The 19716-nt window shown below is 57.7% G+C and carries 13 protein-coding genes and 2 pseudogenes; 3 read left to right on the top strand and 12 right to left on the bottom strand.

What is annotated here, in order from left to right:
- Positions 1–223 precede the first annotated feature (223 nt).
- From M3223_RS05495 to M3223_RS05485, 3 genes are all read right to left on the bottom strand, one after another.
- The gene (locus tag M3223_RS05495) at positions 224–787 is read right to left on the bottom strand and encodes a hypothetical protein (RefSeq protein WP_251559870.1); all 564 of its coding nucleotides are present in this window, start codon (positions 785–787) and stop codon (positions 224–226) included.
- A 140-nt stretch (positions 788–927) separates the two neighbouring features.
- Positions 928–1344 carry a DUF350 domain-containing protein gene (locus M3223_RS05490; protein WP_251559868.1) on the bottom strand — a complete coding sequence of 139 codons (417 nt, stop codon included), beginning with the start codon at positions 1342–1344 and terminating at the stop codon, positions 928–930.
- A 21-nt stretch (positions 1345–1365) separates the two neighbouring features.
- Positions 1366–3732 carry an endonuclease MutS2 gene (locus M3223_RS05485; RefSeq protein ID WP_251559866.1) on the bottom strand — a complete coding sequence of 789 codons (2367 nt, stop codon included), beginning with the start codon at positions 3730–3732 and terminating at the stop codon, positions 1366–1368.
- A 170-nt stretch (positions 3733–3902) separates the two neighbouring features.
- Here M3223_RS05485 and M3223_RS05480 point away from each other — a divergent pair, with 170 nt between their 5' ends.
- Positions 3903–4259 carry a phage holin family protein gene (locus M3223_RS05480; protein WP_251559865.1) on the top strand — a complete coding sequence of 119 codons (357 nt, stop codon included), beginning with the start codon at positions 3903–3905 and terminating at the stop codon, positions 4257–4259.
- A 291-nt stretch (positions 4260–4550) separates the two neighbouring features.
- Entirely contained in the window at positions 4551–4946 is a 396-nt protein-coding gene (locus M3223_RS05475; protein ID WP_251559862.1) for a cytochrome C oxidase subunit II, read from the top strand.
- A gap of 86 nt (positions 4947–5032) precedes the next feature.
- Here M3223_RS05475 and zapA read toward each other — a convergent pair whose 3' ends face one another.
- From zapA to M3223_RS05445, 6 genes are all read right to left on the bottom strand, one after another.
- Positions 5033–8818, bottom strand: a complete 3786-nt coding sequence (zapA, locus tag M3223_RS05470; protein WP_251559860.1) for a cell division protein ZapA — start codon at positions 8816–8818, stop codon at positions 5033–5035.
- A gap of 631 nt (positions 8819–9449) precedes the next feature.
- Positions 9450–11888 (bottom strand): phenylalanine--tRNA ligase subunit beta, encoded by a 2439-nt coding sequence (pheT, locus tag M3223_RS05465; protein WP_251559858.1) that lies wholly within the window; start codon positions 11886–11888, stop codon positions 9450–9452.
- Between the two features lie 21 nt (positions 11889–11909).
- Entirely contained in the window at positions 11910–12944 is a 1035-nt protein-coding gene (gene pheS, locus M3223_RS05460) for a phenylalanine--tRNA ligase subunit alpha (protein WP_251559855.1), read from the bottom strand.
- A 620-nt stretch (positions 12945–13564) separates the two neighbouring features.
- Positions 13565–14212: a response regulator transcription factor gene (locus M3223_RS05455; RefSeq protein ID WP_251560983.1), complete on the bottom strand. Its 648-nt coding sequence runs from the start codon at positions 14210–14212 to the stop codon at positions 13565–13567.
- 267 nt (positions 14213–14479) lie between these two features.
- Positions 14480–15343: a sensor histidine kinase gene (locus M3223_RS05450; RefSeq protein ID WP_251559853.1), complete on the bottom strand. Its 864-nt coding sequence runs from the start codon at positions 15341–15343 to the stop codon at positions 14480–14482.
- 18 nt (positions 15344–15361) lie between these two features.
- A complete protein-coding gene (locus M3223_RS05445; protein WP_251559851.1) occupies positions 15362–17425 on the bottom strand; it encodes a copper resistance CopC/CopD family protein in 2064 nt (687 codons plus the stop codon).
- Positions 17426–17598: 173 nt separating this feature from the next.
- Between M3223_RS05445 and M3223_RS05440 the strand changes: the two genes are divergently transcribed.
- Positions 17599–17760 carry a hypothetical protein gene (locus tag M3223_RS05440; RefSeq protein ID WP_251559849.1) on the top strand — a complete coding sequence of 54 codons (162 nt, stop codon included), beginning with the start codon at positions 17599–17601 and terminating at the stop codon, positions 17758–17760.
- A 91-nt stretch (positions 17761–17851) separates the two neighbouring features.
- Here M3223_RS05440 and M3223_RS05435 read toward each other — a convergent pair whose 3' ends face one another.
- From M3223_RS05435 to M3223_RS05425, 3 genes and pseudogenes are all read right to left on the bottom strand, one after another.
- Positions 17852–18256 carry a gamma-glutamylcyclotransferase family protein gene (locus tag M3223_RS05435; RefSeq protein WP_251559847.1) on the bottom strand — a complete coding sequence of 135 codons (405 nt, stop codon included), beginning with the start codon at positions 18254–18256 and terminating at the stop codon, positions 17852–17854.
- A pseudogene (locus tag M3223_RS05430) lies at positions 18253–19004 on the bottom strand (LamB/YcsF family protein). Before M3223_RS05430 ends, M3223_RS05435 begins: the two are co-directional and overlap by 4 nt.
- Positions 19005–19299: 295 nt before the next feature.
- Positions 19300–19716, bottom strand: a pseudogene (locus tag M3223_RS05425) (biotin-dependent carboxyltransferase family protein); the annotation flags it as partial.

Below are 19716 nucleotides of genomic sequence, written 5' to 3'. Positions count from 1 at the left end.
CGGGAAAAGGAATGCCGCAGGAAACAATTGGGATGGAGGAACGATTGTGAAACCGTGAAAGCTTTGTAGCAAAGCTGCAGCAATACGATGGAAAAGTCATTCGCATCAACGGAGCTAATACAACCGATTGGACGATGCTTTTGAATAAGCTAAAAGTCCATTTAATCAACTAAAAAACCTGCACGGCGTCAAACGACGCTGCGCAGGCTTAGGAAATTTACCATTAATCTTCTTGATCCAGCACCTCGGCCATATGGGAGCGGGATGCAAAATCAAGTTTGGTCGAAACCTCGTGGCAGCTCGGACATACGTACAGCTGCAGCTTAACGGTTGCCGGAAGCAGCGCCTTTTTCAACGAAGGCGGAACGGCCGGTTCAAACGCACCGGCTCCAAGCAGGCTTGTCCCTCCATGAAGCATGAATTCGCGGCACGAAGGGCATTCCGGCATTTCCTCTTGATCGTCAAGAATGCGCTGCACCTTCTCGTCGGCTCTGAGCCAAGATTGGGAACGTCCCGCACCAGCCCAGCCGGTATCGTCTCCCGCTTCTTCCTCCCAGTCCGCGTCGGCTTCATGATGCGATGCAGGTTGTTTCTCGCGAATGCCGATAGCCTCTTCCTCTTGGCCCTTATCGCCATCCTGCTCGCCTAAACTCAGCGTCCGATAACCGCCAAGCTCATTGCTGCAATGGGGGCAATGCTCCTCCGGCCCGATTTCTTCATCCCATACGATTTCGGAATCGCACCAGGGACAAAGGTCCACGGTACGCTCCTGCTGCTCTCTTTCCATTGTGCAGCTCCTTCCCAAGTCCGGCCCGGCTTTATCGCCAGGCACGCTACATTAAATATAAAACGCCGAGCACAAAAAACAAAACCGCCAATATAGCCAGCGAGCCCCATAAATATTTCATTGCCTGTTTCCTCCGTTTATTAAATCGTAGCGCCGATGATATAGGATACCGATACAGAAATAATCATAGAGATTAATCCTACAGCCCGGTTATCCTTACGAATTTCCTCGTCTATGCGAAACACCGGCGTTAAAAATTCAAATAGGAAATAAGCCATTAACAAAATGACGAAGCCAAACGCTCCCCACAGCAAGCTTTCGTAAATGGAATCCCCGGCACCTGCGGAAAAGCGGAAAATGTTGCAGATGCCGAATATTTTGCCTCCCGTCGCCATGGCGACCGAAACATTCCCCTTGCGAATTTCATCCCAGCATTTATAACGCGTGACCCATTCAAAAATGGTCAAAAACAATACCAGCGCCATAACTGTCACGGCAACATAAATCAACGATGAAGAATAGGCATTGTCCAGCAGTTGGTCTACAATTCCAGACATCGCTTCGCCTTCTTTCGGGAATTACTTGAGCTCCGCGACCGTCACTCCCGCACCGCCTTCGCCGTAATTGCCCAGGCGATAACTTTTGACATGTTTGTGGCGGCGGAGAAAATCCTGAATGCCGGCGCGCAGAACGCCGGTGCCCTTGCCATGGATGATATACACCTGTCCCATCCCGGAAAGGAATGATTCATCCAGGAATCGATCCACCTCAATGATGGATTCATCCAGATTGGAGCCGCGAAGATCCAATTCCATCTTTACGTTGTCGTCGCGCGTACGTTTCAGAGTCGCTGCAGCCGCTTTAGGAGCTGGCGTTTTTGGCGCTGGCGCTTGCTTGATGAGCTCCAAATCGGTCAGCTTCACTTTCATCTTCATAATGCCAAGCTGAACAGTCGCCTCGGAGCCTGACAGCTCAACAACATGGCCGCGCTGATTCAGACTGTGCACCTTAACCTCGTCTCCCGACTCGATAGCACGCTCGGATGCAGCGGCACGGGAAGGCTTGCTGCCGCGTACCAGCTGCGGAGCGGCTTCTTCCAGCCTTTTACGGGCTTCGGTCAGCTTATGGTCCTTGACCGCCGCACCTTCCTCGCGCTGCAGCTGTCTAAGCTCCTGAATGATCTCGTCGGCTTCGCGACGCGCCTTCTGAACGGCTTGGCGCGCTTCTTCCTGGGCTTTGGCAAGCAGCCGCTCACGCTGTTCCTCGAAGCGGCGCAATTCCTCTTCGTAGAGACTGCGCTCCTCCTCAAGCTCTCGGCGCAGCTGCTCTGCTCCTTCGCGCTCCTGCTCCGCGCTTTGCCGGTCGCGTTCCAGCGACTGAATCATATTTTCGACCCGCAGATCGTCCTCGCTCACTTCACCGCGCGCCTGCTGGATAATGGCCTTGTCCAGTCCGAGCCGCTCCGCTATTGCAAAAGCATTGCTTCGTCCTGGAACGCCGACCAGCAGCCGGTACGTCGGGCTCAGTGTTGCGACGTCAAATTCCATGCTGGCATTAATCAGACCGCTGCGGTTGTAAGCATAAGCCTTCAGTTCGCTGTAGTGAGTCGTTGCCAGCAGGCGGCAGCCCATGCGATGGATATGATCCAGAATCGATATCGCGAGCGCCGAGCCTTCGGCAGGATCCGTACCGGCGCCAAGCTCATCAAGCAGAATAAGGCTGCGCGGCGTCATTTTGGACAAGATGCGAATAATGTTCGTCATATGGCTCGAAAACGTGCTGAGACTTTGCTCAATGCTCTGCTCGTCCCCGATATCCGCGTAAATTGCATCAAATACGCATAGCTCCGTGCCATCGTCAGCCGGTACGAACAAACCGGACATCGCCATCAGGCTCAGCAGGCCGACCGTTTTGAGAGCGACTGTTTTGCCTCCTGTGTTGGGACCTGTCACGATAATGCCGGTATGTGTTTGACCGAGCTCCAAATGAAGGGGCACTGCTTTTCCCCGTTCCAGCAGCGGATGAAAACCGCGCTTCAGCACAATGCGGCCGTCATCATTCATGCGCGGCTGCTCCGCTTTCATCTCATGTGCAAGCTGAGCTTTCGCAAATGCAAAATCGAGCTGCGCCAAGTAATCATGATTGATCGCCAAATCTTCCGCAGCTTTTGCCGCTTGCGCCGTCAGCTTCTGCAAAATGCGCTCGATCTCGCGTGCTTCGGCCGCTTTTGTTTCGCGAAGTTTATTGTTCATCGCTACGACGGCTTCTGGCTCAATGAACAGCGTAGCGCCGGAATTGGACTGGTCATGCACAATGCCGCCAAAATGGCTGCGATATTCCTGCTTAACCGGAATGACATAACGGTCGCCGCGCAGCGTAATGAGACTGTCCTGCAGCATCTTTTGCACCGAAGAGGAGCGAAGCATCGTTTCCAGCTTCTCGCGAACTTTGCCTTCACCTTGCCTTAGCTCGCGGCGGATGCGGGCAAGCTCGGGGCTGGCGCTGTCGAGCACCTCTGCCGTTTCGTCAATGCAGGCGAGAATTTCCTCCTCCAGCTCGCGTCTTGGATACATGCTTTCCGCGAGATGGGCAAGCAGCGGCATCGGTTCATCCTCGTGCAGATGAAGCACATGATTGCGCACTCGCCGCGCGCCTCTAGCGGTCAGCGCGATTTCCAAAAGCTCGCCTGGGTTCAGCGTACCGCCGATCAGCGCGCGTTTGAGATGAGCGCGAATATCGGCGACGCCGCGAAACGGAGCGTTTCCTTTGAGCCGGAACGCGTTCGCGGCTTCTGCGGTAGTTTGCAGCGAGCGCACGACATCTTCAAGCTGCGAATCCGGCTCCAGATTTTCCGCCAGCTGCAGTCCCATCGGAGTGGCCGCATGCTGGCTCAATTTATAAATAATTTTAGCGTATTCAAGTGTGTGTAAAATTTTGCTGTCCACGAACGTTCCACAGCTCCTCTCTAGGCCATTATAACGGATGCGCCAAGCGTGCGCACGGGGCGAGTTCAGCCATACATGATTTCGACCGGAAACAACCACACTATACCCGTGGCAGCAGGCCGTGCATGCTTCGCTGTGCGGCACTACATCTTTTAGAGGAGGGAAATCGCATGAGCTTTCTTGGACATGTCGTTCGCTTCGTTGTATCGGCGATCGTTTTGATGCTTGTTGGCTTTATCGTTCCCCAGTTCTCGGTTGGCGGCTTTTGGAGCGCTCTGATTCTTGCCCTTGTCATCGCTTTGCTCGGCTGGGTCGTGGAGGCGATTTTTGGCAAAAGGGTCACGCCATTCGGCCGTGGCATCGTCGGATTTATTGCCAGCGTAATCGTCATTTATGTCGCTCAATTCATTGTCAGCGGAGTAGCAGTCACTTGGCTCGGCGCTATATTGGCCGCTTTGGTTATTGGAATTATCGACCTGTTTATTCCAACGCCTTTTGATGCAGGCCGCAGTAAAGAAGCCCATTAAAAAGGCTGGCCCGGAGCTTAGCCGCAGCAGCGGCGGCTTCCGAGGCTTACATAGAGAAAGGCCGATGGGCCTTTCCTAAAGGCGTTTCGCTCCCTTATTTTCGCCGGGACGGGCCGAGTGGCGAAAGGTGGCGACGGTTAAAGGGCTGCAGTCGATTGTCATCATTTGTTCATCGCTTTAGTTGGCTTGTCCATTTCAGCAAGCTGGCAAATTCGGTATGATGAAGCAAAGAAGAGCAATATCGGCCGATTCAACAGCGGCTTTTACCCCAATTTGAAAGGAGTTACTATTATGAATCGCAACTATTTCCGGAGACTGCCTCTGATAGCTTTTGGCTCGCTTGCCCTATTGTTGACCGCAGCCTGCGGGAGCGCCGCAACACCGGCATCCGAAGGACCTTCCGCTGCAGTGGAAACTACAGCTGCGCCAACCCAGGAGGTTGTCATCAAGGCGACCAACTTTAAGTTCGACAAGAAGGAATACACGGTCAAAAAAGGCGACGCTCTGCGCATTAAGCTCGAAAGCGACGGTATTCACGGGATTCGTGTAAGCAACACTTCCGTTCAAATGAAGCCGGGCGACGAGAAGGTTTACTCCTTCAGTATGGCCGGAGAATACCAAATCGAATGCAGCATTCCTTGCGGCAATGGCCATGAACGCATGAAAGCTGTTTTGAAAGTTGTCTAAGACGGCCAAACCATAAAAAGCCTTCCGATTATCCGCTTGTACAAACGGAAATCGGAAGGCTTTTTGCATCAGGTTGAAAGAATCGGTCAGCTCTGCTCGATCAGCTCGATCCATTCGTTGTACTCGGTCTGGAGCTTGGAATATTCCGTACGCAGCTTGTCAAATTCCGACTTCAGCGTCTCGTAAGAGCCATGAAGCCGCTCGTGATCCTGCTGCAGCAGAGTCAGATCATCTCTGTTGCCGGAACGTTCTTCCTCCAGCGTGCGAAGCGCATCCTCCAGCCGTTCTACAGCCGATTCAGAGGCTGCCGACTCCTGAAGCGCGAGCTGCAGCTGGCGAGTCAGCTCCGACTCGGCCTCCGCCCGTTCGCTCTCCTCACGCGACAGCTGATCCAACTGCTCGCCGCGTTCCCCGGCAAGCTGCTCCAGGCGGTCACGCTCAAGCCTCAAGGCGTCAAGGCGCTGCTGCCATTCGCGCTCAGCCTGCTCGCGGATGGCCTCTGCCTGGCCCATCGTCTCCGCCGAGCGGCGCTCCAGCTGCTCTTGCCTTGATTTAGCTTCGGACAGCTGCTGCTGCAGCTCCCCGATCGTTTGCAGCCGGGAGGACTCGGTGCCCTGGAACCGTTCCGCAGCTTCACGCAGCTGCTCCTCAAGCTCAGCCGAGCGGCGCCGCGACAGCTCAAGCTCTTCCTGAGAGCCGCGCAGCATGCGCTGAGATTCCTCCAGGAGCCGTCCGCGAGCCTCTTCCTGCTCCATAACAAACAGCAGATGCTCCTCTGCTTCTCCAATTCGCTTCGACCATTCCTCACGGGCATCCGACTGGGATTTGCGAACCGCTTCCAGTTCACGTTTCAGACTGGAGCGTTCCTCCTCCCAACTTGCCGTCAAACGATCCTTCTCTGCCAATGCGTCTGACTTCGCGTCAGCGGCTTGTCCGGTCCATTCCCGCTCACGGTCGCGCAGCTGCTGTTCCGCTTGCTCAGCGCGTTCCGCTGCGGCTGCCGCAGCCGATTCGAGCTGCTCAAGCCTTGCAATTGCGTCAGACTGCTCGCGTCCAGACTGCGCCTGCAGACGCTCCAGCTCCTGCGCATGCTCGGCGGTTAGCCGTTCTTGAACCTCCAGCGCCTCCAGCTGAGCAAGCTCCAGCTCTTCGGCAGCTGCGCGGCGCATACGCTCGGCCTGTTCCTCCGCCTCGGCTTGCAGCTTGGCCGACTGTCTGCTCGCCGCTTCTTCCGCTTCACGCAGCAGCGCTTCCGCAGCCTGCTCCCGCTCAGCGGCCGCAGCTTCAGCACTTTCGCGCGCATGCGTTATTTCCAGCGAAGCGCGCTCCAACGCCTCGCGCAGCTCTGACGCAGCCGCTTCGCGCTCGGCTGTTGAGCTTGCGCGCAAACGCTCCAGCTCCGCCTCCAGCGCGGCTGCCCGCTCGGCAAGCTCCGCCTGCTGCTGCGCAGCCAGCTCCAGCTGCCGGTTCGCTTCCGCTCCTTCGCGCTCCGCAGCCTCGGCTCTGGCAGCGGCTTCGGCACTACGCTCCTCTGCCTGCTCGCGCTTCGTCAGCTCAGCAGCAAGCCTAAGCTCCGTCTTTTCGCGGAGCTCCAGCTCTTCCTGAAGCAGCTGGTTCGCTGCATCAAGCTCATCGGCGCGTTCCTGAAGCAGGCGCTCCGCAGCCTCGCGCGCAGTCTGAGCCTCGCTGCGGACCTGCTCCGCTTGCTCCCGCGCATCCTTAAGCTGCGCCGTTCGGCGCTGCTCCGCCTGCTCGGCGAGTTCCGCCGCCATTGCAGCTTCAGCCGCCGCCGATTCCAGCTGCGCTTCATAACGGCGGCGCTGCTCTTCCAGCTCTGCCGCATGGCGGTCGGCTGCTTCCGCAAGCTCAAGCTCGCTAAGCTCGCGTGTTTCCTCCAGGCGTGCTGCATGGCGCAGCTCCGTCTGCTCGGCAAGTTCCGCTGCCTTTGCAGCCTCGGCGGCAGCCGATTCCAGCTGAGTTTCGTAACGGCGGCGCAGTTCATCCAGCTCCGCTGTATGGCGGCTTTTAGCCTCTGCAAGCTCCAGTTCGCCAAGCTCGCGCGATTCCTTAAGCTGCTCGGCATGACGCTGAGCAGCCTCGGCCAATTCCGCTTCATGGCTTTGACGCAGCTCATTCAGCTCCGCCTCATGGCGCCCGTTTGCCTCTGACTGTTCCAGCTTGCCCATCTCGCGCGCTTCAGCCAGCTGAGCCGCATGGCGCTCAGCCGCCTCGGCAAGCTTCGCTTCATGGCTGCGCCGCAGCTCGCTGAGCTCAGCTTCATGACGGCCGGCTGCCTCAGCCAGCTCCAGCTCGCCAAGCTCGCGCGTATCGTTGAGCTCCGCCGCGTGGCGCTCAGCCGCCTCGGCAAGCTTCGCTTCATACTGCTGCTGCGTCTCGCTCAGCAGGGCAGCAGCCGCTTCGCGCTCCCTTGCCGAGCCAGCGCGCAGCTCCGCCTCAAGCGCTGCCTGCTCCTGCAGCCGCTGTTCCAGCTGCCCCCGCTCGCGCTCCGCTTCCGCAAGGCGTTCGCGCAGCTCCGCAAGCTCCGCTTCCAGCGCTCCAGCCGCCGCCTCCGCAGCCGCATTGGCTTCGGCCAGCTCCGCCGCATGCGCCTCGCGCAGCCGTTCAAGCTCCGCCTGGCGCTCCGCTTCGCGTCCTGCCAGCGCGCCTTCCAGCTCCGCACGCTGCTGCAGCCTCAGCGCCGCCTGCCCTTCCTCGCGGCTGCGGCGCTCGGCGAGCAGCTTCGCCTCCAGCTCGCCAAGCTGCTCGCGGTAAAGAGCCTCGCGCGCATCCAAATCCGCGCTCTGCTGCTCCACCAAACGCGTCCGCTCCTCCTCGCGCTCCCGGCACTCCGTCTCGTACAATTCCTCAAGCTCGGCGCGCTCGCGCTCGCGAGCCTCAGCCTCGCCGTCGTAAAGCAGCTGCAGCTCGCTTATGCGCGCCATTAGCCGCTCTTCCAGCTCCTGCATTTCGCGGACGTACGTTTCCTCGCGCGCGGAAAGCTCCGCCGCATGCGCAGCCTGAAGCTCCTCGCGCTGCTGATCGAACAGCCGCCCGGACTCCGCACGCTCTTCTTCCAGACGCTGCTGCAGCTCGCGCTGACTCTCCTCCAGCTGCACGCTAAGGCGGCGGCGCTCGGTTTCCAGCTGCTCGCGCACCGCATCCCGCTCGGCCTCAAATTTGCTTTTCGCTTCTTCAAAAGCAGAGGCATGGCTGGCTTCCCGCTCGCGGGCTTCCGCCTCGTAAAGCCGCTCCCACTCCTGGCGCTCCGTCTCAAGCAGCAAAGCTGCATCGCTGCGCTCCGCCTCATGACGGAGCTCAAGCTGCTCATTCTGCGCTCTGTGCTCGGTCATGAGCCTTTCGCGCTCTTCCTGCCAGCGGCTCTCCAAAGCTGCAACAGCCTCTGCGCTTTCGCGCTCAAGCCGCTGCGCCTCTTCCTTGACCGCGTCCTGCACCGCAGCCAGCCTTTCCTCGGCTTCTGCGCGCAGCCTGCCCTCGGCCGCAGTTCTTTCCTCCGAAAGCCGCTGCAGCTCCTCCAGAGCCGCTTCCTCCCGTTCAAAAAGCTCCTTGCGCGCCGTTTCGGCAGCCTCCTGGGCTTTTTCCAGCTCGCTCATCAGCGTTTTGCGGATGCTCTGCTCTTCTTTAAGCAGCTCGCTGTCCTGCTTCAGGCGGAACACATCCTCCGCCATATGCACGGCCGCAAGCACCGCCAGCCTCGGCATGTCCAGCCGAGGAAAACCCTTAGCCAGCTTGTGCATATTCTCATCGACAAGAGCCGCCACCCGGCGGATATAATCCGTGCTGGAGTGCCCTGTCAGTCTATATTGATGTCCATAAATATCCACCGTAACTCTCAAGCGATCGGCTTCCTTCAAGGCGGTATCCTCCCGTTGTTGTTTGAGCTGCTCTCTTGCTGTCTAGTCTTCGTTGGAGAAGCGTCCGGCTGCGTGATAACGCCGCGCTTCTTCGAGCGGTTGTTGCCTGAAGCCGGCTGCCGCCGCTCCTGTATGCAATAGCCCAGTCAGGGCATTCGTTAAGTAAAATAGCTCCGAAAAGCCTAACCGCATGCCGTGTGTAACAGCTCTGTCATCATGAATGAGCCTAACGGCAACCGCGATTTAGGACAATCCTTACTAATCCCCATTTTGTCCCTGGTTTGAAACACGTTTAGGCAGGAAAAGAGGGTTATTCCGAAGCGTAAACTCTCGTCTGGACGAGGTAAGACCAAAAAACGGGCTCCTTGCTGCTCAAAACGGACTCATTCCCTGAAATAACACCTCATACGGGTCATAATCCGTTAAATGATATTAAAATCGCTTCCAGCAATCACTAGAACGATTATAAGCCGCTCCAGGCTTCAATCGCCTGCCGGTAACGAATTCATAAACCGCTCATCCGCAGCACGCATTCCTTAAAAGAAACGCTTGCATGCTGAAAATGAGAGCAGAAAAGCCGCATCCGCAGCCCCTTGGGGACTACTTCGATGCGGCTTCCTGCGTTTCCTGCCTATTTCCTTAATTCAGCGGAGAAAGATTGTTCCAAAGCGGCAACTGCGGCAGCATGGGCCGAAGTCACCTCTTCATCGGTCAAAGTACGCTCAGGATGGCGGTACACAAGCGCCAGCGCAACGCTTTTGCGGCCGGCTCCAAGCTTCTCGCCCGTGTACACGTCAAACACCTGAACCGACTCCAGAAGTTCGCCTGCGGCAGCCTGTACGGCAGCAGCCAGAGCGGCAGCCGGAACGGCCTCATCAACCGTCACCGCAATGTCGCGGTCCGAAGCCGGGTAACGCGGCAGCTGGCGGTACACGATATCGCGGTCAACCGCGTCGTACAGCGCAGCCAGGTCCAGCTCGGCTACATATACGTCGTCGAGGCCGCTTTCCTGCTGCAGCTCCGGATGAAGCTGGCCGACATAACCGACGATTTGCTCGCCACGCTCGCCTGCGAGTTTCACTGCGGCGGTGCGTCCCGGATGAAGATCGCCAGGCGCAGCCGCCTCATACGAAACGGACCCAGTCAGGCCGAGTACGTCAAACACGGTTTCCAGCACGCCCTTGGCGTCATAAAAATCCACCTTCTCCGCTTTGCGGTTCCACGCGGCTGAACGGCGCAGTCCGGTGAGCAGCACGGCAAAGCGATGCTTTTCCTGCGGCAGCCGGGTCAGCTCCGCCTCATCGGTATGGAACACGGTTCCGATCTCGAACAAAGCCAGATCATTATTTTTGCGGTTGCGGTTATAAGCGGCTGTCTCCAGCAGCTGCGGCAGCAGCGAGGTGCGGAGCACGCTGCGCTCTTCGCTCATCGGCATTGCCAGACGAATCGGCACTGCGCCCTGCGACAGCTCCGGGAACAGCTTCGTACGGGCCGGGGCGGTGAACGAATAGCTGATTACCTCGTTCAGCCCGGCGTCCGACAATCGGCGGCGCAGCTCGCGGCGGACCGCTTGCGGTACCGTCAGCGCTCCCGGCGTCGTTTCGCCGACGATCGGCGTTGTCGGAATGTTGTCGTAACCGTACAGACGGGCAACCTCTTCAATCAGGTCCACATCGCGCGTAATATCGCTGCGGCGAGTCGGCACCTGAACTTTAATCAGGCCTCCGTCTCTGATTTCGGAGTCGAAGCCTAGACGGCCAAAAATCGTCTGAACTTCCAGCTTGGAAAGCTCAATGCCAAGGTAACGTCCAATCCGCTCCAGACTGACCTCGATCACAGCTGGCTGAGCCGCATGGATAAGCTCCTGGGCGATGCCTTCCGTAACGAGCCCTTGGCCAAGCTCTGCGATCAGCGCAGCAGCGCGGTCAAGCGCCGGAATAACGCGGGCCGGGTCCACTTCCTTTTCAAAACGCAGGCTCGCCTCGGAGCGGAGCCCCAGCTGGCGGGAGGTGCGGCGCACGACAGAGCCGTCAAACTTTGCCGATTCCAAAATGATATTGACCGTATCCGCAGTCACCTCGGAGTTCGCTCCGCCCATGACACCTGCCAGACCAATCGCCTTTTCGCTGTCCGCAATGACGAGCATATGCGGCTGCAGCTTGCGCTGCTGGCCATCAAGCGTCTCCAGCTCTTCGCCTTCACGTGCCATACGGACGATAATTCCTCCGTCCGCAACACGGTCGGCGTCAAACGCATGCAGCGGTTGCCCGTACTCCAGCATGACATAGTTCGTCACGTCAACGATGTTGTTGATCGGACGGATGCCAGCCGCCATCAGGCGGTTTTGCAGCCAAAGCGGCGACGGAGCGACCTGAACATGCTTGATAAAACGGGCGCTGTAATGCGGGCATTCCTCGCGGGCTTCAATGCGTACCGACAGATGATCGGATGTTTTTTCCGCTGCGTGAAACACTTTGCCGTCCGGCAGTTTTACCGAATGGCCCGTCAAAGCGGCCAGCTCATAGGCAACGCCAATATAGCTGAGCGCGTCGGAGCGGTTCGGCGTCAGGTCAAGCTCAAGCACGGAGGTGTTCAGATCCAGCACCTCGCCAATCGGCTTGCCAAGCGGCAGCTTCGGCAGCACGAGAATGCCCTCCTGCAGCTCCTTCGGCAGCAGCTTGTCGTTCAGGCCCAGCTCGAGTGCGGAGCAGATCATGCCCTGGGATTCCACGCCGCGCAGCTTCGCGCGTTTGATGGCGAAGTCGCCCGGCAGCTTCGCGCCGATTGTTGCCACCGGCACATACTGGCCTGCATCCACGTTTGCCGCGCCGCAGACGATCTGCAGCTCTTCCCCGGTGCCGACATCGATTTTGCACACGTTCAGCTTGTCCGCGTCGGGATGTTTCGTTTTCTCCTTCACGTATCCGACGACAACGCCGGTTACACCTTTATCGACAGCCTCCACGGAGTCGATCTCGATGCCGCCGGAGGTCATTTTTTCGGCGATCTCTTCCGGCGTCAGCCCTTCCAGACTGATATAGTCCGCCAGCCAGCTCGTTGAAATTTTCATCGTCCAGTACCCTCTCTTTCCTTACATTCTTGCGAACTGGCTCAGGAAGCGCAGATCGTTCGTATAGAAATGGCGAATGTCGTCGATGCCGTATTTGAGCAGAGCAATCCGCTCGATGCCCATGCCAAAAGCAAAACCGGTTACTTCCTCTGGATCGTAGCCGCCTGCTTCCAGAACCTTCGGGTGAACCATGCCGCAGCCGAGAATTTCCAGCCAGCCGGTTCCTTTGCACATCCGGCAGCCGCTGCCTCCGCATTGCGCGCAGGTTACGTCAACCTCGGCGCTCGGCTCCGTGAACGGGAAAAAGCTCGGACGAAGGCGGATGCGCGCCTGTTTGCCGAACATCTCCTGCACGAACTGCAGCAGCGTTCCTTTCAGATCGCTCATGCGGATGCCCTTGCCGATGACAAGCCCTTCCACCTGATTGAACTGGAAGGAGTGCGTCGCGTCGTCATCGTCGCGGCGGTACACCTTGCCGGGGCAAATGATTTTGAGCGGCGATTGGCCGTTCATCGCTTTCATCGCGCGAATCTGTACGGGCGACGTCTGCGTGCGCATGAGGATCTCATCCGTAATATAGAAGGAATCCTGCATATCGCGCGCGGGATGGTTTTTGGGCAGATTCAGCGCCTCAAAGTTGTAATAGTCGGTCTCAACCTCCGGGCCTTCCGCAATCGTATAACCCATGCCGATAAAAATATCCTCGATCTCCTGCGCCACCTTGTTGAGCGGGTGAACCGCTCCGGTCGGCAGGCCGCTGCCCGGCAGCGTAACGTCGATCGTCTCGGAGCGCAGGCGCTCCTCCGTTTCGGCGCGGCGGTATTCGGCGGTTTTCTCCTCGATGACAGCTTCAATCGCGCCGCGAACGCTGTTCGCAACTTCACCGATAACCGGACGCTCCTCTGCGCTCAGTGCGCCCATGCCGCGCAAAATCTCGGTGAGCGCACCCTTTTTGCCCAAATACTTGACGCGAAGCTCGCCCAGCTCCTGTGGACCGGCGACTCCTTGCAGCTCCTGCAGCGCTTCCGCGCGCAGCGCCTCCAAACGTTCCTTCATCGCAAATGCCTCCTTGTGCTTGGTGAAAAACAAAAAAAGGCCCTCTCTCCGCTAGGGACGAAAGGACCGTGGTACCACCCTGATTCCAGCCTCGGGAAACGATGATTGCTGTCCGGACTGCCGCAAACGGCGCGTTCAAACTGTCATCCCCCGGCGCAAACGCGCCTGGCTGCTCTATAGCCGGATAACGGACGGCTGCCCGCAAGTCTCTACAAGCACCAAACACGGTGCGTTCAAAACTCAAGCTCCAGAGTGAATTCGGCCGGCTGACTGCCCCGGGCGCGCTCTCAATCGGCGGCGCTCCCTCCCTGTCGGATCAGGCTCGGCGTACTAGTCTCTATCATAGCAGTGCGAATAATCTTCATCATTATATCCATGATGCGGCGATGTTGCAACTTGAACGAAGGCTTTACTTTTTTTGTACGATTTATCCTATAAAATCGGTGTATCGCCGTCTCTTTTCATCACTTTATGTGATAAAACATACAAAATTCAGCTTTCGTTGCCTATGCCCAGCCAATTTGAATGATTTATCGTACAAAATCCAAAAATCAGCACTGCTCCAATGTACTTTGAGTGAAAAATCATACAATTGGGCACTGGAATAATTCCCAGCCCTACTATTTTTTCCACTCCATCAGTCCGTGCTCGTACGCGTAACGCGTGAGCTGCACCCGGTTGTCCAAATGCAGCTTCTGCAAAATGTTTTTGAGGTGGTTTTTGACCGTATGCTCCGATATGCCAAGCGTTTGGGCGACCTCGCGGTTGGACTCCCCGTGCGCGACCCGCTCCAGAATCTCCTTCTCCCGCTCGGTAAGCGGAGTGGTGAGTGATGCGGACCGGCCTTGCGGCTGCGCTTTTGTCCGGGCAGGCGGAGCCCCTGCCGTTCCCGCACCGCTTGGCAGGAACTCATGCAGAATCCGCGTGGCCAGCTCGCGGCTCATCGGCGCCTGATCGAGAGATACCGCGCGCAAATAATCCAGCCAGGCGGACGGCGAAAGATTTTTGAGCAAATAACCCTGCGCGCCCCGTTTGATTGCCTCGAATAAATCCGCGATATCATCCGATACCGTTACCATGACGATTTTAATGGAAGGGAACAGCGATTTGATCCGGGAGGTCGCTTCAAGCCCGTCTACGCCGGGCATACGAATATCCATCAGAACCAGATCCGGCTTCAGCCGTTCCGCCAGCTGCACCGCCTCCTCGCCGCCAGCCGCCTCGCCCGCCACCTCAAAAAATGCGTCCTCTCCCAAAATCATGCGCATGCCCTCGCGGCCATGGGGATGATCGTCCACAAGCAGAACCCGCACCGGTCCGGCTTCTGCATTCTCGCTTATCTGCTGCTGACCGCTCTCTCGCGGGGATGCTGCGGAGCTTTCGGAGCCTGAACGGTCCATGCCGCTCAAACCTCCGCCACCGTCAATCTCTCCGTTCATCGTCTGACGAAGCCTGTTCAAACCTGCCGGTCTGTCATCCATCGCTGCTCCTCCTCTTTCTCTATCTATCTTATTGGATGCCGATGTGTCCTGACGTTATGCTTCGTTGTCTCGTCTGTTCTGGGAGGAAGGCCGGTTCACCTCAACCGCCGTCCCCTCCTCTCCTTCCGCAGGGCTGCGGAACAAAAAGGTCCAGCCTGCGCCGCGAGCACGGTCGCTCATCATTTTCACGCCGTAGCGGTCTTTGGCCAGCTCTGCGCCAGGCGGCGCTCCCCCGCCGTTATCCTGAACGATACAGCGGAAGCCGTCGCCGCCCTCCTGCTCACAGGATACTTGCACAAAAGTGGCGGAAGCATGTTTGCGCACGTTCATCAGCGCCTCCCGGATAATCGCAAGCAGCTCGATTTTTTCCCGGCTTGTCAGCAGCACATCCGGCAGCTTCCAATCGATACGCACCTCAGTGCCCGCGTCTTGAAGCTCGGCCGCAGCGCTTTTCAGCGATTGCAGCCAGGGCAAATCGGAATCCTCCGGCGCCGAGCGCAAATTGGCAATCGACTCCCTGACATCATCATACACATGGCGCACCGTGCCCCGTATCTGCTCGGTCGTCTGCCTGACCTCCTCCGGCGAGCCCGCCCGGTCAAGCCTGTCCAGCTTAACCGACAGCAGGAAAAGCGACTGGGAGATACCGTCATGCAGCTCTCTCGCGAGCTGGTCCCGCTCCTGAATCGCGACTTTGACGGCCTGCTGCTTGCGCAGCTCCTCCTGCATATTGTCATGCATGCGGAACAGCTTGGAGAGCAGCGTGGCCGTTACAAAAAATACAAGCAGCGGGCTAATGACATTGCCGGTATCCATCGACACGTAGGGAAGAAGGAACGTATGTCTGGCATACTCCCATGCGGCGGTGACAAAGGTCGGCGTCCACAAAATCAGTCTTTTAATTGAGATCGCCTTCATGTCTTCTCCTCCGCTTCGTCAGTAATTGCGGAAGCTTACCCGCTCCACGCGTTCCTTGCCCTTTTCGTCAACCGTCCGCACTTCCGCCGTCCAGCGTCCCGCAAACGGCAAATACGTGCCGGTTGTGCGATAGGACGTTTTGAGATAACCGTCAAATGTGCTGATTTCGTCATCAGTAAACAGCTTCACCGGAACGTCAATCGCTCCAAGCTCCGGTTTATCCTCCGAGATGAGCCGCAGCTTCACCGACTTGGGATCGCCAAGCGACTTGAACATCCAGATCCGGACCGTAAATTCGTTGCTGCCCGGCACATTAGGCGAGATCCGGATGGACACATGCATTTCGGCGCCCATTTTATGCCATGCGACCGGCTGGTTGGCGGGCAGCGGACTGACGTAGGTAAACACTCCGACTATGACCAAAATTAACGCCATCAACGCTGCGTCCAGCTTGAGCAGCGCTCCTCCCGGAAATCCCGACCGCTTCATGCGGCGGCGCAGCAGAAAAGCCGTTATGGCGACCAAAATAACCAGTCCCGCCTTGACGAGAAGCAGTATGCCCCATGCCGTTAAAAGCAAGTAGTCCAGTCTTGTCACATAAAGAAGCGTAAGAGCTATGCCGCTTAGCGTCAGGACAACGATGCTGATCCATGCAGCGCGCGAGAAGCTGGCCGCAAATCTCCCTGCTTCTTTTCGTTCTCCATACCAGAAAATGAGCAGCAGCATCAGTCCGCCGGCCCATAACGCCGCTCCTGCCAGATGCACGTAGTCCAGCGCAACCGCGGCCCAGCGAGGCGAAGCGGCGGCGGAATGGCCCTTCCAGGCTTCCACAGCAAGCAATAGCAGCGCCCATACGGCATGGATGGAGCTTTTGCCGGGCGGGAGAGCGAGGCCAGCGAATGCCAGCAGCAGCAGCGCCAAATAACCTTGGCCCACAGATGTGCCGGTAAACAGCGACAGCCACTCCGACGGCGGCAGCCCCTGCATCAGCTGCTGGCTCTCGACAAACACATAGAGCAGCGTTACGAGCACTAATGCCTGCGGCGGTATTTTCTCGATTCGGCCGCGCAGCAGCTGGGGCACGCCGCTCCAGCTGCTGCGGTACAGAGCCTGCCACAAGGCGCAGCCTGCAGCTAACATCATGCCGGCATAATAAAGGAAACGGACAGCGTACAAAATCAGGCTCTCCGTCGTCAGCCCCTCGTCCTCATGGCCGGAATGGCCAAGCTGGGCATGCACATTGTAGGTGGAGGCATCCCGGGCTGCGGCAGGCTCGCCGACAACAAACACATGGGAACCGGACAACGGTTCTCCGTCTTTGGTTTCCACCTTGTAATTGACGGTATAAACGCCCTTACCCAGTGCTGGCAGCTGCAGCGTCAGCGATTGTTTATCGCCGCCCGCTGCCGCTGCCGCATCGGTCACCTTGGAGGAGCCCGCGTCAAGCACTTCCAGCTTGCCGTTATCCTTAATTTCTTTGTTGAACGTCAGGCGGACCTCGGCCGGAGGCGCGTCAAGGCGCGCGCCAGCCGCCGGTAAAGCGGATTCCAGCGCAGGAGCCTCGGGTTTAGCCGGAGCTTGTGAAGGAACCGGCGTCGGCTTTGGTGAAGGTGTGGGCAAAGCCTTCAGCACCTCAAACGTATGGGAACCTTTTACCGTATGGCCGTCCTCGGATAAAATCCGGTAGTTTACCGTATACACGCCTTTATCCAATGCAGGAAGCTTCAGCGCCATCGACTTTTTATCTTCGCTCAGCTTCGGCTTGTCATCCGTTACTTTGGAGGAGCTTTTGTCCAGCACCTCCAGCCTGGCGGCAGCGCTCTCAATGCGCTCGTTAAACGTCAGCTTGACCTCGGCCGGTGAAGCCTCCAATCGGGAGCCGGCTTCAGGCGAAGCTCCCCGCAAGGCGGCATGAGCCGACAGCTGGCCCGGCGCCGACAAAAGCAGCGGCAGCGCGGCAATCAGCGCGAGCAGCAGCGGCAGGGCTCTTTTGCCATTTTTAGCAGCAGCGCCGGAAGCCGTGCCGACCGCTGGCAATAGAATGAAAAATAATACATATATAGGCCTCCATAGAGCGCTCATGCTTGCTTTTGCACTTCCTTCACAGGTTAATGTCTTTCTTTTCTATTATTTTACTTGATGCGTTTCAGTTGGACCAAGCCGGAATGTGAACATTTCAAGACGCGATCTCAGCTTGTCTCCATTTCGAATAGACGATTAAAAGGCGGCGCATTCTAGCTGCAGGAGGTGATTTTATGTCAGAACTATTCGACCCTTATCGTTATGCTGATCTTTCTGGAATGCAGGAAGCTGTGGAGCAGATTCGCAAGCTGGAGAACAGGCTAACCGAGGAGGCCGGTTTTCCTGTGACGCTGATTGCTTTTGAAGCGGCGGAGAGCCGGGAAGAACAGCGTTAATAGTAGATTGCTTTGAATAGTAACCGGGATTGATCGGCTGAAGCAGCAACGCAGAATCAGCGAACAAAAAGGCCGCTTTCGCTGACGCAAGTCAGCGAGGCAGCCAAACCGTGCTGTCGATGGTCGGACGCCCTCGGTCCGACGGCCATACGTAAATCCAGCCTTCCCTGTTTGGATTAAAGAGATCCTTCGTCCACACCCGCTCGTAAAAGTTTTCTTCTTCCATTCCGAAAAATTCCTCGATCTGATCGGCTTCACGCAGCGCATCCACTGTAATCAGCAGCCACCAGCCAAGCACATAGCGGTCCGAATCAATACCGCCGATTGGCCCGCGAATTAATGCCGGGTACTCCCCGTCCGCTACGTCAACCATCCGGCCTAATGCTGCTCCCGGCTCTGCATCCAGCACGGAGTCAGCAATGAATTTATAATTGCTCATGCCCGGCTTTAACGTTCCATAGGAGAACAGCCATACCAGATCCTGCTGGCGGCTCATAGAAACTTCGGCGCTGCAACGATCACACCTGCCTCCTCCAATCCAGCACGAATTGTTGAGGCCGCGAGCTCCGCACCCGGGGCATCTCCATGAAGGCATAGTGTGCCTGCACGCACGCTTGCTGTCCCTCCATCAATCGTTTCCGCCCTGCTTTCCAGGGCGATCGATCTGGCCTGCCTTAGCGCAGCCTGCGGATCATGCAGCACCGCACCGGGCAACGAGCGGTCGGCAAGACTGCCATCGGCAGTATAGATGCGGTCAGCAAAGCCTTCGGCGACAAAAGGCAGACCCGTCGAGGCTGCAGCTGCGAGCAGCTGGCTGCCTGCCTGACCGTAAACGGCCAGCCCGCCCAGGTCGGCTGCCGCTCTGGCGACAGCGAGAGCATGCTCCGAGCTGCTGCCGCATTGATGGTAAAGCGCCCCATGCGGCTTAATATGGCGAAGCTCCCCTCCAGCAGCCTTTACAAAAGCAAGCAGCGCGCCGGTTTGATACAGCACCGCCTCATAAACCTCCTCCGGCGTTAAACCCAACGATCTTCGCCCGAAGCCTGCCGGTCAGGATAGCCGGGATGGGCTCCAATCGACACGCCTGCCGCCAGACAGCGCTCGACAGACTGCCGCATCGTGCGCGGATCGCCCGCATGCCAGCCGCAGGCAATATTGGCGCTCGTGATGCTGGCGAGCAGCGCCTCGTCCGCTCCAAAGGAATATGCTCCGTAGCCTTCGCCAAAGTCTGCATTTAAATCCATTGTAATCATATGATTGGAGCCCTCCTTTTTAAAAAAATATACGATATGTATTGTGGAAACGAACCCGCAGGTGGAAGCAAGGCGAATTGAATGAGACCCCCAGACCGCTGAGGTTGAACCGGATTCGGGATTACATTCAAGTTCGGAATAAGTTCAAGTTCGGATTGAGTTCAAGTTCGGAATAGTTCAAGTTCGGATTGAGTTCAAGTTCAAATTAAATTCCGGACCGCTAAAATGGTTTCCTTTTAATAAAATATGAGATGACAGCGGTGCGAATGTCAGAACTTTCTCTGCTTCACTCTAAGTGTTTAAACCGAAGCACGGTTTCAAGCAGCTTCAGCTCATGCTCCTGAAACAGCAGCAGGCGCTGAGCCTCTTCCAGCTCCATCTGAGCAAACTGCACATAATCGCCGGGCCGTATTTGCGCCAGCAGGGGCAAATCGGCTGAGATGACATGCAGGATGACAGGATAGCCGCCTGTCGTCTGAGCGCCTGCGCCAAGCACGACCGGCTCTCCGCCGGGCGGAAGCTGCACCGCCCCAGGCAGCACGCCGTGCGATAAAATATCCGCACGGCGAAGCAGCTCCAGCGGCGGGCCGTCCGGCTGCAAGCGGACGCCCATCCGGTTGCTGGCGGGAGAGGCGGTCAGCCGCTCCCGCCACAGCCGCAAGCGGGCAGCGTCGCTCAGCTGCCCGTATGCGGCCCCCGGCAC

Source organism: Paenibacillus pasadenensis, assembly GCF_023715725.1.
Lineage (GTDB): Bacteria > Bacillota > Bacilli > Paenibacillales > Paenibacillaceae > Paenibacillus_O > Paenibacillus_O pasadenensis_A.
This window is presented reverse-complemented; position numbering and strand designations above follow the sequence as displayed.

Coding starts and splice junctions, on each gene's coding strand:
- M3223_RS05495 (WP_251559870.1), bottom strand. CDS start 787: ATGGAAAGAGAGCAGCAGGAGCGTACCGTGGACCTTTGTCCCTGGTGC.
- M3223_RS05490 (WP_251559868.1), bottom strand. CDS start 1,344: ATGTCTGGAATTGTAGACCAACTGCTGGACAATGCCTATTCTTCATCG.
- M3223_RS05480 (WP_251559865.1), top strand. CDS start 3,903: ATGAGCTTTCTTGGACATGTCGTTCGCTTCGTTGTATCGGCGATCGTT.
- M3223_RS05475 (WP_251559862.1), top strand. CDS start 4,551: ATGAATCGCAACTATTTCCGGAGACTGCCTCTGATAGCTTTTGGCTCG.
- pheT (WP_251559858.1), bottom strand. CDS start 11,888: ATGAAAATTTCAACGAGCTGGCTGGCGGACTATATCAGTCTGGAAGGG.
- pheS (WP_251559855.1), bottom strand. CDS start 12,944: ATGAAGGAACGTTTGGAGGCGCTGCGCGCGGAAGCGCTGCAGGAGCTG.
- M3223_RS05455 (WP_251560983.1), bottom strand. CDS start 14,212: ATGCGCATGATTTTGGGAGAGGACGCATTTTTTGAGGTGGCGGGCGAG.
- M3223_RS05450 (WP_251559853.1), bottom strand. CDS start 15,343: ATGAAGGCGATCTCAATTAAAAGACTGATTTTGTGGACGCCGACCTTT.
- M3223_RS05445 (WP_251559851.1), bottom strand. CDS start 17,425: ATGAGCGCTCTATGGAGGCCTATATATGTATTATTTTTCATTCTATTG.
- M3223_RS05440 (WP_251559849.1), top strand. CDS start 17,599: ATGTCAGAACTATTCGACCCTTATCGTTATGCTGATCTTTCTGGAATG.
- M3223_RS05435 (WP_251559847.1), bottom strand. CDS start 18,256: ATGAGCCGCCAGCAGGATCTGGTATGGCTGTTCTCCTATGGAACGTTA.